Genomic DNA, 12,942 nt, shown 5'->3' with positions numbered 1-12,942 from the left:
AATAGTTATGACTATGATTGTTCTTCTTCGTTTTCAGATAAGTCTTCAACTGAGACGTAACGATTGGTTTCATGTAACTTCTGATAAATGGCTATTATCAATAAGTCGCGCATCTCTTTCCAGTAAGTCCCATCAGGGAATAAATAGAAAATATAATCTTCCAATGTTATTAGAGAATTAGGATTTTTATTTTCATAATTATCCTTAATCAATTTTATGAGATAAAGCCTGAAATCGCCAGCACCTTTTAAACCATTAAGCCTGACAAGCGACTTTGTAATCTGGTCTTCTGATTTATCATCAAGAATAAATTCCGCCAGTTCTTTAATTTTCTGAATTGTATATTTATCCATTTTTAATATATTTATGCAGTAAATTTCTATGATGCTAAAGCTAAATTGATGATTTTTGCTCCATTGGCGCAAATTTGATATAATTGATGCATTCTTAATTAACTTGTTTAAAATCGGGTTATTCCAGGTCTTATAGTCGTCATATTGAAGCCGTTCTTTTTTATTGTACCATTCTTCTGTTTTTTCATCAAACTGCGCTTCTTTGAACTTTGAAGACTTGTAATGCTGATTGATAAAATCACTCCATTCTTTTGCATGATTTTTTTTGCAATATCCATAGAACTGGAAAAGCAGATTTGAAAAAGTATAAAGTTCAATATCAGGGCTTGCTCCAAAATTTGTAAAATGGTACATATTCAATTGCACGTTCCCTAAAGCAATGTTTTTGTCATCCTCTGTTACTGCTATTGGTAAGCTGTTAATACATAAATCTGCAAAATTGAAAAGTGCGTTTGAAATGATTCCAAACTCCGATTTAAGGGTGCCTTCTGCCAATCCATTCGAAACATTTCTAAGATTGTCTTCAACATTTTTCCTGACTAAGAATCGGCTTACGGTGTCATAATTGCTTTGAAGAAGCGCAATCTTATCACCTACAAAGCATACGCCAAGTGGTAAGAAAAAAGTACGTGTTAATGCTTCTTTCGATAAATATAATCCACTTTCATAAGCGCTATGGAAATTGATAAATGCACTAGAAGCAGACATCATATGATTGTGTCTTCCGGCTGGGTACAGCTTTGTTTCCGTTCCGGTTATTCGACAGTAGCCTATTTTATAATCCTGATTAGTTTCTTTAATAAGACCTCCATAGTATTTTAATGTCTCATCAATTTTTTTTCCGGTGTTAAATGCCGGTTGGGTAATGGACGAATTCAGAAAATAAGTATGAAGTTTCCCACCCCAGTGTTTTACGTATATATCAGTTACATAAGCAATCTGCTGTAATATGGTATTTTTTGGAAACTTTTCATTCAGATATTCAATTATGAAGCCACCTACGTCTATAAATGGATCACCAGTTGGTTTAATAAAATCGTTCATCTTTATATTTAATGATTATGAGTAGAGTTTATTTATTTAATCTCATTTTACGTTTCAAACTTATTAATCTACATAGTGTATTATTCACTCTACCTAAGAAACTTTTCTTCGTATTTTGCTTATTAATATAAGAATTCAGGTTTTAATAAGCTATATAACAGAATTAAAAATTCATTAATTGGGTGTCATAATCTATTATATATTATGAAACAATTACCATTGCAAATCTCACAATCCTTTATTTCATAGGAAAATTCTTTCCCACAACTGCTACATTGTTTTGGTCGATTAATTAGCGGCTTTTCAGAGTGTTTCATGATATAATCTGTTAAGTTTGTACAAACTTAACAGATTATATTATTTAATCATAAGTATATTTCCATAATGTGTAATTACTTATAAAATAAATTTTAATTGCACTTCTTATATTCAAGTTTTAATTTTTAGTTTATATTTGCAATGGCTTTGTAAATCTTAAGGAATTGAAATTAATGAGTAATTACTTGATAATCGTACCATGTTTACAAGGCCATCTTTTTTATTTGGCGAAAGTATAGCCCGCATAGTGCATTATCCACACTACCACTAATTCCCCTAAAACTTTATCCCTGCAGCTATCTTGTTAACATGCTCAACAAGTGATTCAGGCTCCACAATCTCGACTATGTGTTCAAAATAGCCTAAAATGAAGTTTGTTATTCCCAAAAAATGTTCATTTACTTTACACTCAAAATCATAAATACCTTCTTGGTCGGCAGAGGGCTGGATATAAGCCTGAGCCATCGGAAATTGTTCTATTAGCTGGTTCAAAGCACCGGTTTTTAATCGTAAGTGTACATACACCTGTTTGTCATTCACTATTCTAAAAGGATCGGTAGCTGCTATATAATAAAAATTTTCATAATTCCATTTTTCGCTTTGCAATTCTATTCGTTCAATTCTTGAAATTCGGAAATGGCGAATCTGTTTTCTTTCTAAATCATATGCATGTAGTATATCATCTTTGATGCTCACCTGAAACGGCTCTACCAGTCGGTTACTGGTTTTGCTGCTCATAGTTGAGCGATAGTTAATGAGCCGGGTTACACGCCTTTGTTTTTTGGCTTGCTCAAGCAGATTGGCCTTGTCGAGAAAGGTTCTTGAAAACAAACTGCTGCCCAGCTTTGATACATCATAAATGTTTTCAAGTTTTGTTCTTATTTTCTCCAGCCGTTTGTCTGTGCCATTGGCTTTGGTGAGGGCTTCCACCAAAAATTCTTTCTCCGATTCCGTAAAAAACAAAACATCTTCAAGATGCTCCAGTGATTTATCAGAGACAAGATAGTATCGGTATTGATCATCGTACTCTAGCGTAAACCATGCATCTTTCAGCTCTTCAAAATCTTTTTTGATGGTAGATGTACTCACATTATACTTTGCCGCAAAGGTTTTAATGGTATAATGTTGTGGGTATTCTAAAAGATTTTTCAGAATACCCAATAGCCGATTCTTGGGGCTATTGTCGTGGAAAACGTTCATCAGCGTGTTGTTTTTATATAATGCTTAAAAAGCCCATCCCGGCCGACGAAGTATGCTTCCCTACTCCCCCAAAAAATCCAACCTCTATCATTTTTGCAGGAGCTATTAGTTCAAAGGTGAAGTTTTCGTAACCTTTTATTTTGGTTTCGTCGTTGCGGTCTTCTTTTATCCAGATGAGTTTAGACCTCATCTTTTCAGTATCAATCAGTTTAAATTGGATGAGCTTTTCAAGGGTAGAATCGTCCATTGTAATGCCTTTACCATAAACAGACTCATATTTATCCAATAGATTTCTTGCAAAGTATTTAGAAAATCGTGGGTCAGTAGGGGGTAAGTATTCGTCGTTCCCATCGGCGCGTTTTTCAGCAATTACCATTGGCGAGCTGGCTTTCAGAAGCAAGGGAGTGTGTTCAAAATTTGGGGAGGCAAGAGATTCAACCGATTCAATTACAAAATCGGCCTGATATTTTTTGTTGTAGATACTTATACTTTGGTTTTTGAAGAGACCAACAATGAAATTTTCAGCAGCTTTGTCAATAAAGAAAGAAACTGTAATGTATATAGGTCGATCAGAAAGCAGAATAAAATCTTCACCCTTTTCAACAGGTTTGGCCTTATTAGGAATATCGAACTTCGAAAACGTGAAATGTTTGAAGGTTTTGGTTGAATCTTCCGCCTTATAGCCTTTCTGATGAAGAAACGTAGCGTATTGAGTATCTGATTCTTTGAGCCTCGAGTATATCCAGCTTGAGAAAGGATGGTTATAATTGAGGGTCAGTTTCTGATATACAGTAGTAGGTCTTAGGGTCAATTTAAATCGCATCGCAGCAGGGTTGTTTGCGAAACAATGTTAAGCATATATGATAAGATTATCAAGATACCTGCAGGGATTTATTTTTCGGTTCCGGAGGTGTCTCGTGTTAAATACCGCCTATCTGTAACTGAAATTAGTCTATAGGATCATTATACTTAATTATTCGTCCGGGATTCCCCACAACTACTGCGTTATCAGGTACATCTCTTATTATTACAGTGCCTGAACCAATTACAGCATTTTCGCCGATCGTTTTCACCCCAGTGGTAATGGTTGACCCTATTCCACAAAAAGCAAAATTTTTAATAACTATTCCTGCGCCAACATTAGTTCCCTGAGAATAAAAACTCCCTTTCCCCAAAACGGTATGGTGTGCTATGTTTACACCCATACTTATCATAGTATAGTCTTCAATTTTAGTAAAAGGCATAATGTTGCATCCAGGCAGGGCATATATGGTTTTCCCGATATGAACGGATTCGTGAATTTGTGAATGTTTATGAATAAAAGAAGGGAGATTATAGCCTAGTTCTTCCAGCTTTAACATTAGGCACACTCTTGTTTTGTTGTTTCCAATGGGAACAAAAATATTGACAGACTTGTCTATAAATTTAGTTAAGTAATCAAAATTACCTAAGACCGGCGTATCTCGGAATTTTTCTCCTATCAGATCGTCATTATCATCCACAAATCCCACTACGTCATATTCCTCTTTTAAATACTCGCAGTAAACTTGTCCGTAAGTTCCTGCGCCCATAATTAAAGCCTTTTCTTTCATGTGTATTCATAAACGTTTTATTCTGTCATTTAAACTTATCTCTGGACTGGTTCGAAATGAGTTTATCCAAAGTTTAGTTCTTTTTACAGGTGTGGAACCATCTAAAATGTTATGCCGATATCCTAGCTGAGTGAGTGTCTATCTGCAGGTATTTATAAAGCTGAGTTTTTAACAAATTGTAAATTAACCGGGTTGTAATGCATCCCATTGAATGGGACATTACTGAATGATTTTCTTTTATTATCCCTTCTCTAAACAATACTTTCTTAGTAGTTAAAAGAAGAATTCTAGAATACTTATTAAAACTGAAATGATCCACATAGTGGATATCAAATTTAAATTTCTCCGCCGATGAAATTGTATTGCGTCCATTTACTTGTGCCAAGTCGGTAATTCCGACACGAACATCATGACACTGTTTTTGCGTTTCAATATAAAGTGGCAGGTAATGTGCTCTGAAAGCCGATTATAAAGCTTATTTGAATTCAACTAAATTTAACTCAATAGTGTTTTAACTCTTTCGTTTAATCCTATCCCTGTCACTAATTCAAAATTATTTTTATTCCAATTATCGTTTCCTTCAATTAATGTGGGCCCCTGTGGTGTCATGGCTAAATCCCAACCTACTGTTCGGACTTCCGGAACTTCCAAAGATGCTCTCTTGATTATTTCTATTGTTTCTGTCCAATATGGAATTTCCATGCCTGTAATTTTCTCTCCTGTGACAGGATGCGTTTCATAATTTCCCAGAAAAGGTGCTTTAAATCTCGCTCTGGTATTAACAATTCCCGAATCAATGTCAATATTTGCACTGATTCCTCCCATACTAAAATTATCTACCGGATTATTTACCCCCATTCGTATGGTTGCTCCCCATATTTCTACTTCTTTTGAAGCAGTTACAAAAGTTACGATCCGAATGGTATTTACAGACGCCGGGTGTAGTTGTTTCAAACATACATGCTGTTCTATAAAAGATTCAAACAATGTGTAGCCGTTTTTATACAGGATATTGAGAAAACTTTCAGATTCTTTACCCTCAATAAGTAATTCGTTATTAACTAGTTCAATTTTTAAAACTTTGACTCCTTTACCTGAACTGGCTAAAGGTTTTTTCGCAACAATTTTTTCGTAACCGTTGTCTTTAATCCAGATGCTTAAGAGTGATAAATCTTTTTTTGATTTTAGCTCAAAATAGGGAAACATAAAGTAATTACTAAACCTTTTTCTGAATTGTAACTTATCTCTGAAAATCATCCGCTCTTTTCCATTATATTTTTTATGAAAAAGATACATATCCCAAACATTGGTATATCTGGTTTTGTCAACAGTCTTATCAAAAAATTGATTAAAGAAATAATCGATGAAAAGGGTATTCCACTTGAAAAGATGAACGATTAAGTCTTTATAAATTAATAATTTCGGAGTGTTCCTTTCAAAATGTAATTGATTAATTAGTTTATTTAGTTTTGAATAATCAGTTTTTAGTAAGTTGTATATCAGGTATTTTATGTGCATAAGTCAAATTTATTTAACCTATTAAATGAGGCAGGTATTATTGATCCCGTTAGTTATTTCTTTTCAAAATGTTTAGAATTGACTTAGTATCAGAGTCAAATATATAATCTGGAATAATAAAGTAATGATAAAATCTTGATCAGAGAATAATATTTTTTAAAATTCTCTGTGGCTATTGCCTTATCCCAGCTATAGAATATTTGTTGACACGATTTCATTTTAATGCCTGCCTAAACTAACGATCTGATCTTATGGCCTAGCCGCTTATCAGACATCGCCTCGAAAATGCCCCAGTTGTCATTGCCTTCTATAAAAGTAGGTCCTTCCGGCGTAATAGCGATGTCCCAGCCGACTGTTCTTACACCAGTAACTTCCAAAGCTCCTCGCTTAACCATGTCTATTGTTTCATCCCAAAATGGAATTTTTACACCTAGTATAGGTTCATTTGTTGCAGGATGTTTCTCATACCTGATTTTGTGGAAAGGATCTCTTATCCTGGCCGGATTATTGATTATTCCGGACGTGACATCGATATTTGAGCTTAATCCACCACTACTAAAATTGTCTATTGGTGTTCCCCAGCCAAATCGTATAATTGCCCCCCATATTTCAACGTCTTTATCGTCATTAACAAAAGTGACAATCCGGACGGTATTGACAGATTGAGGATTAATCTTTCTTAACTCAGCATGTTGTTCAACAAAAGATTCAAATAAGGTATATTTTTTTTTATATAAGCCGATAAAATAAGATGTGGATTTTTCTCCTTCAATGAATAAATCATCATTGATCTGTGTAATGGATAAAACGGCAACCTCTTTACCAGCACAACCCATAGGTTTTTTTACCACAATTTTTTTGAAGGCATTGTCTTTAATCCATGCTGTTAATAAGTCAATGTCTTTTTCAGATTTTAATACGAAATAAGGATAAACGAAGTAATCTTTAAATCGCTCCCTGAACCGGATTTTATCTCTGAAAATTATGGCATCTTTTCCATTATATTTTTTATGCAAAAGATGCAAATGCCAAACATCAGTATATTCTGAGGGATCAATGTCTGCTTCGAAAAAACCCAGATAAAAATAGTCCAGAAGCTTTGTGTTATACTTAAAAAGATGATTGATAAGGTTTTTATAAATTAGTCTTATTAGAATCTCTCTTTCCCGACTTAATTGATTAACCAATGAGTGGAGCTCCAGGAAGTCAGTTTTAATTAAATTGTAAGCCAGGTATTTTATATGCATTAGTTAAGTTTTAGTTCATCCCATCGAGCAGGACAGTTATCAGATCATCTTCTTTTGTTTCTCTTCCTCTAAAAAATACTTTCTTTATTCTATAATAAGAAGTATGAGAACCTTAATAGAGAAATGTATAGGGTAGGCAATGGAAATCTCTCCTTGAACTTCTCAGTTTGGAGAACCGCCTTCCATCTGTAGCACGATTTTTTCTGCCATGGCAGTATATAATATATCATGTAAAGAATTACTTTGTATTCGGTAAAAGTTGCTATTATCTAATGCCAATTTAACTGTTATACAACAGGCTACTCAGCTTAAGAAAATATGCCTATTATGTCAAATAATCGCTTGCATTTTGTCTATCGTGCAGTATATATTACTCAGAAGGGTGTTCGGTTTTGTTGTTGCTCTGTTTTTAGATTAAAACAATAATAATTTTTAAGTAGTATCATTACAATTTTTTGGGCTTAATAATTTATTAAAATTAAGAGGGGAAGATGATGAAAAGAAATCAGAAATGAAAACGCATTTTTTGTCATGGCAGTTTTTATCAATGAGATTAACAAAAAAAGAAACCAATCCTCCGGATGGCCTCTTTTGATTGCTCACTTATTTTGAGATCAGGAATGATTTATACACCCACCTATCTCTGCAAATAAGCAGAATACATCCATACGAGTTTTTCCTGGGCTCTGATATAGTCGCTCATTAAGGCATTGGTGCCTTCGTCGTTAGTATCGGCAGACAAGGCAAGCAATTCGCGTTGGAAAGAGATTATTATCTTAAACGAATTCAGAATATCATTAACAGCTACCAGACCATCAGAAACCTGACTACTTTCTATAATCTGAGAGATTTTTTTATAGCCCGAATAACTGTGATTCGGCGAGTGTCCGAGGGTCAGGATTCTTTCTGCTATTTCGTCAATTTTAAGAAGTAAATCATTGTATAACTCCTCAAATTTCAGGTGAAGTTCAAAGAATTTTTCACCTCTGATATTCCAGTGATATCCTCTTACATTTTGATAAAAAATTGAATAATTGGCAAGAAGCTCATTTAATTTTTCTGCCAGCGTATTTGCCTTTTCGGCATCAAGACCTATTGCGTTCAGATTTTTCATAGATTATAAATGTTTTGACGTATATATAAAACCGAAAGATTTTAATTTGGTTCAAATAACCTTATTAAAGGTTTTATGAAGGCACAAAACTGATTTGCTGTAGTTGCATAGCCTGAGTTTATAGTTTTTGCAAATGTAGGAAGGGGCAATATGTATATATCTGACATATGACAGAGCAAATTATGAAAATGCTCATAATAACATGCAAATGTTGAATTTAACTATTTGCTTTATGTAAGGTTTATTAACCAAAAAGGAGCTACAAACTAAGTTTGTAGCTCCTTTTTCAATATAGTTATTGGTAATTTACTTGCCCATTGGTTCCAGTCTTTTAGCAAATTTCTGTGCTTTTAAAGATAGTTCAGTAGCCAGAAAACAATGGTCTTGCGTCATGGCGGTTTCGGTTCGGTTCACAATATCGCTCACTAACTGGCCGCCGAATGGCAGTGGTTCGTTGCTGCAATCTATGTATTCGGTTTTTTGGTTGTTAACCAGATATAAGTTATTGCCTTTGTCTTTAATGGCAATGTCGATATTCTTACGAATCTCTATAAAACCTTCGGTACCCAAAATGGTCAGTCGGCCGTCGCCCCAGGTTTTCAGTCCGTCAGGTGTAAACCAGTCTACTCTTATGTATCCGGTGCCACCATTACCTTTCACCATAGCATCGCCGAAATCTTCAAACAACGGAAATTCAGGATGATTGAGATTCCCTATCTGAGAGCTCACAATTTCTCCTTTGGTAGAGCCAGTAAAAAACAAGAACTGGTCGAATTGGTGTGAGGCAATATCAGTAATAATACCACCAAATTTGTTTTTGTCAAAAAACCACTCAGGGCGTGTTTTGGTACTCATTCTGTGAGGCCCCAGCCCAATGGTTTGTACTACTTTGCCAATAGCGCCTGTTTTTATTAATTCACCGGCTTTTACGGTTGCGCGGTTTTCGAATCGCTCGCTATACATAATAGAGTAAATCCGCTTGGTTTCTTTCTGTACTTTTCTTGCCTGTGCCAATTGTTCAAGGCTTGTGATACCGGGTTTGTCAGCCATGAAGTCTTTGCCATGTTGCATGGCTCTGATACCTATAGGGGCACGCTCACTGGCTATGGCTGCACTCAGTATCAATTGAGTCGATTTATCCTCCAATACTTCTTTTTCGCTGGCTGCCTGTTTTACATTCGGATATCGCTTAACATAAGCAGCTAACAGGTCGGGTTCTTTTGCATACACAGACACAAGCTGGCCGCCACCGCGTATTATGGCTTCGGTCATGCCATAAATATGGCCATGGTTGAGTCCGATTACTGAAAAACGAATACTTGGTTCAAGGTTCCTGTGTATATAGGGTGCCTCTATAGGTGCTGATTTTGCGGCAATTTCATTGACAAGGCTTGAAGAAAGTACAAGCCCTGCTGTACTCGCCAGACTATTCTTTAAGAAATTACGGCGGTTATTCTGATTGTTTTCCATAGTTTAATCAGGTTGAATTTATCGGGTTTTGGTTGCCAGCTTTAAGGCCTGGGTAGTTGTATAATATTTGGCAAGCATGTTGGGTACTTCCCATGCAGGTAATTTGCCTTGTTTCAGAAACTCAAGGTATTTTTCAGTTACACGGCCAAAATGTGCTTCATGTCCTTCTTTGTATTTCTCAGGTATTTCAACTTCCCAGCCTTTGGCATTTTTTTTCAGTTTAACACCCGGATACTGCTTCTGAACTACCGCCAGTGCCTTTAATAAGTCGGCCTCATAACCAGCCGCAGGATTTACGGGCTCAATATATAGCGTTGGTTTATAGTTTTGTTCAGCGCCTTGTCTGATAATGAGATTGGCCTTTGTACCACGCATAATCGAATAATGCGTGTCTCCACCACCTTCCGGTGCCTGATACGCCCATATAACCGATGCTTTGGCATGTACCCCTCTTAACTGATAGTTAATTTCACCATTACAGAATACTTTCAACAGGGTGTCTTTCACTACATCTTTTTTCAGATAGTCGGGGAAGCCGGATAACTTGGTAATAGCCTTAAACTGACTCAGCGTCATATCTGTGGTCCAGTGACGGGCATCGTTGATTTTGATATCTTTTTTGTAGTCAATAATCTGATTCGGGAAACACTCCCATTGAATGAGGTCTACTAAGTGTGTGTTTACATCAACAATGCCCTCTCCCTGCTGGGCAATATCCATAAACCAGGCCGGACGCGTAAGCACACTGCCTGAAACATATTTATAGAAATGATGAATGCTCTCCTTGGTTACGGCAGGGTTGTCAGGTGTACCTTTTTCTAATTTACCAAATGCACCGGGCAACATTGAAAACTCCCGTTGCAGCATGGTAGAGATTTCGTAGCGTTCGGTCATGATATCATACAACAACACGTTTTTCTGCGCAGCGGTAGCAAAGGTCTGTTTCAGTTTCTCAAAATCATTGCCATTGATAATCATGGGTTTATCTGCCAGCACATTAAAACCTGCATTGATTGATTTCTGAAGGTAATCGGCTTTGATACGGTTATTACCCGCTATCACCACTACGTTACCGGCTTTTTCTGCCAGCATTTTTTCGAAATAATCGTTGCCTTTATAAACTTTCTCCTGCCATTTGGTCGGGTTATCGGCACGTGTGTTGTAGCTCTGTATCCGTTGTAGATGTAAATCAAGATCGCTTCCGGCCGGAGCATACACCCGCACTTCAGGACTGGCTTCAGGATACATGTTCTTCTGAACCAAAGCTGCGTGGAAATGACCAGGGTCAAGGGTAATGAATTTAATCTCTTTTGGAGTTTGGGCAGATGCTTCTTTATTGAATAACATACTAAGCGCTAAAGCAAACCCAGTTGCCAAAGTTTTTGTTCTCATCAGATAATTGTAGGGTTATTTACGAACTTTAATGGCATATGCACTTCTTTGCGGGCGCGAAAGTAATGCGTTAGCCTCTTTATCATTTTTAAAACGTTCCGTTTTCGGATCCCAGTATAGTTTTCTCTTCAACTTCATGGCTGCATGATGCAACAGACACGCCGTGCATGAACGATGCCCGATTTCTGCCGGGGCAATCGGGTCTTTACGTGTCGCAATGCTTTCGAGCCAATTTCCATGGTGATCAGCGCTTACTGTCATATGTATCTCGTTCGGGCCTATTTCAGACGTAATAATCTTAGGATCGCTGGCATCCAGTTTTTTGGCCGCATTTTGTTTAGCTATTGGGTCGCTTGACGTTACCGCTCCATCGCCACGCGAAACAAAAATCCATCCATCGGTTCCTTCAAATCTGATTCCGTTCGGAATTTCATTGCTGATAATCATCTCTACTCCGTTGTCGTACATGGCATGAGTGGTAAAAATGCCATGAACATTCCATAAGCCACTGGTCGGGAAATCGGCCTTTCCCCATATCTCGGTCGGGCCGGAAAATTCGGTATCCATACCCCAGTGGGCGATATCAATGTGATGTGCGCCCCAGCCGGTTATCATTCCGGCACCAAACTGTTCGCAACGCAACCAACCCGGACGGTCGAAACCTACCTGCGGATGCACACGTTTCTCTGTATAGTAGACTTCCGGCGTAGTACCCAGCCACATATCATAGTTCAGGTTTTTCGGTATTGGCATTTCCGGCTCTTCATTGCCAGACGGGTCTCCGGGTAAACCTACATATACTCTCTGCAATTTACCGATTCTTCCGTTTCTAACCAACTCTACTGCATATCTGAATTGAGAGGTTGAGCGTTGCTGGCTTCCAATCTGTACAATTCTGCCTGTTCTTTTAACGGCATCAGCCATCATTCTTCCTTCTGATATAGTTAATGACGCCGGTTTCTGGCAATATACATCTTTACCTGCCCCTACTGCATGTACTACTATGGGCGCATGCCAATGGTCGGGAGTACTCACTATAACCGCATCAATATCTTTGTTCAACAACAGTTCACGGTAATCTCCGTAGCCTTTTACTCCGTTAAAATCTTTACCGGTCTTTTTGGTATAATAACCATTTACCAGTTTTTGTGCTGCTTCAACCCGGTTGCTGTCCAGGTCACAAACGGCCATAATTTGTGCCGATTCATGTTTCCATACACCCGGCATATCGTGCCCCCGGGATATTCTGCCTACACCGATTGCCGCTATATTGATTCGGTTGCTGGGAGCATTTTTGCCAAAAACAGAAGCCGGAACAATAGTGGGGATTCCGGCTGCCAAGGCGCCTGACGCTAATAGACCTTTACTGCTGAGATCGAGGAATTTCCTTCTTGAAATATGGCTGTTTGATTCGGTAGTCATATTATTATATGTATTTACGATGGTTGAATAGAGCAATCTGAAGGGATGTGTGTGGCTGCAAATCTGCTTTAAATCGCATAGTCTGATTCACAGCCACAGGGTTTAAGGTATCCCGTTACTTGTAGAATTGTTTCACAATAGTTTCATCCGGTTTAATTGTGGATTTGGATAAAAAACAAATATATTCAGGGGTTAGGTAATTCTATAAAAAGTACAACGATATGGTCTGATCGGTATTCCGGAACTAACATTAGTTACACCTCTGACACGCT

At 37.2% G+C, this 12,942-nt stretch carries 11 protein-coding genes; all 11 read right to left on the bottom strand.

Annotated elements, in window-relative coordinates; translation table 11 throughout:
* Nucleotides 1–11: 11 nt before the first annotated feature.
* The gene (locus tag AC1RRY_RS11880; protein WP_492820555.1) at nt 12–1,397 is read right to left on the bottom strand and encodes a type I-B CRISPR-associated protein Cas8b1/Cst1; all 1,386 of its coding nucleotides are present in this window, start codon (nt 1,395–1,397) and stop codon (nt 12–14) included.
* A 594-nt stretch (nt 1,398–1,991) separates the two neighbouring features.
* Entirely contained in the window at nt 1,992–2,915 is a 924-nt protein-coding gene (locus AC1RRY_RS11875) for a helix-turn-helix transcriptional regulator (RefSeq protein ID WP_492820557.1), read from the bottom strand.
* Nucleotides 2,916–2,928: 13 nt separating this feature from the next.
* On the bottom strand, nt 2,929–3,738 hold the full coding sequence (cas6, locus tag AC1RRY_RS11870; RefSeq protein ID WP_492820559.1) for a CRISPR-associated endoribonuclease Cas6: 810 nt from the start codon (nt 3,736–3,738) through the stop codon (nt 2,929–2,931).
* A gap of 124 nt (nt 3,739–3,862) precedes the next feature.
* On the bottom strand, nt 3,863–4,507 hold the full coding sequence (locus AC1RRY_RS11865; protein WP_492820561.1) for an acetyltransferase: 645 nt from the start codon (nt 4,505–4,507) through the stop codon (nt 3,863–3,865).
* A 109-nt stretch (nt 4,508–4,616) separates the two neighbouring features.
* The gene (locus AC1RRY_RS11860) at nt 4,617–4,940 is read right to left on the bottom strand and encodes a sugar transferase (RefSeq protein WP_492856716.1); all 324 of its coding nucleotides are present in this window, start codon (nt 4,938–4,940) and stop codon (nt 4,617–4,619) included.
* A 62-nt stretch (nt 4,941–5,002) separates the two neighbouring features.
* Nucleotides 5,003–6,025, bottom strand: a complete 1,023-nt coding sequence (locus AC1RRY_RS11855; RefSeq protein ID WP_492820563.1) for a sugar-transfer associated ATP-grasp domain-containing protein — start codon at nt 6,023–6,025, stop codon at nt 5,003–5,005.
* Nucleotides 6,026–6,255: 230 nt separating this feature from the next.
* Nucleotides 6,256–7,272 (bottom strand): sugar-transfer associated ATP-grasp domain-containing protein, encoded by a 1,017-nt coding sequence (locus AC1RRY_RS11850; protein WP_492820565.1) that lies wholly within the window; start codon nt 7,270–7,272, stop codon nt 6,256–6,258.
* Nucleotides 7,273–7,909: 637 nt separating this feature from the next.
* The gene (locus AC1RRY_RS11845) at nt 7,910–8,386 is read right to left on the bottom strand and encodes a Dps family protein (RefSeq protein ID WP_492820567.1); all 477 of its coding nucleotides are present in this window, start codon (nt 8,384–8,386) and stop codon (nt 7,910–7,912) included.
* 306 nt (nt 8,387–8,692) lie between these two features.
* Entirely contained in the window at nt 8,693–9,856 is a 1,164-nt protein-coding gene (locus AC1RRY_RS11840) for a Gfo/Idh/MocA family protein (protein WP_492820569.1), read from the bottom strand.
* An 18-nt stretch (nt 9,857–9,874) separates the two neighbouring features.
* Nucleotides 9,875–11,203, bottom strand: coding sequence for a putative oxidoreductase C-terminal domain-containing protein (locus AC1RRY_RS11835; protein WP_492821319.1), 1,329 nt, complete (start codon nt 11,201–11,203; stop codon nt 9,875–9,877).
* 60 nt (nt 11,204–11,263) lie between these two features.
* Nucleotides 11,264–12,670 (bottom strand): Gfo/Idh/MocA family protein, encoded by a 1,407-nt coding sequence (locus AC1RRY_RS11830; RefSeq protein ID WP_492820571.1) that lies wholly within the window; start codon nt 12,668–12,670, stop codon nt 11,264–11,266.
* Nucleotides 12,671–12,942 lie beyond the last annotated feature (272 nt).

The organism is Emticicia sp. GW821-FHT11C11 (assembly GCF_058808615.1).
Note: the sequence above shows the minus strand (reverse complement) of the source record. Positions and strands in the feature narration are given on the sequence as shown.

Bases quoted from the DNA above. Each gene is read 5' to 3' on its own strand.
- AC1RRY_RS11845 (WP_492820567.1), bottom strand. From the start codon at position 8,386: ATGAAAAATCTGAACGCAATAGGTCTTGATGCCGAAAAGGCAAATACG.
- AC1RRY_RS11840 (WP_492820569.1), bottom strand. From the start codon at position 9,856: ATGGAAAACAATCAGAATAACCGCCGTAATTTCTTAAAGAATAGTCTG.
- AC1RRY_RS11830 (WP_492820571.1), bottom strand. From the start codon at position 12,670: ATGACTACCGAATCAAACAGCCATATTTCAAGAAGGAAATTCCTCGAT.
- AC1RRY_RS11835 (WP_492821319.1), bottom strand. From the start codon at position 11,203: ATGTTATTCAATAAAGAAGCATCTGCCCAAACTCCAAAAGAGATTAAA.
- AC1RRY_RS11865 (WP_492820561.1), bottom strand. From the start codon at position 4,507: ATGAAAGAAAAGGCTTTAATTATGGGCGCAGGAACTTACGGACAAGTT.
- cas6 (WP_492820559.1), bottom strand. From the start codon at position 3,738: ATGCGATTTAAATTGACCCTAAGACCTACTACTGTATATCAGAAACTG.
- AC1RRY_RS11875 (WP_492820557.1), bottom strand. From the start codon at position 2,915: ATGAACGTTTTCCACGACAATAGCCCCAAGAATCGGCTATTGGGTATT.
- AC1RRY_RS11855 (WP_492820563.1), bottom strand. From the start codon at position 6,025: ATGCACATAAAATACCTGATATACAACTTACTAAAAACTGATTATTCA.
- AC1RRY_RS11880 (WP_492820555.1), bottom strand. From the start codon at position 1,397: ATGAACGATTTTATTAAACCAACTGGTGATCCATTTATAGACGTAGGT.
- AC1RRY_RS11850 (WP_492820565.1), bottom strand. From the start codon at position 7,272: ATGCATATAAAATACCTGGCTTACAATTTAATTAAAACTGACTTCCTG.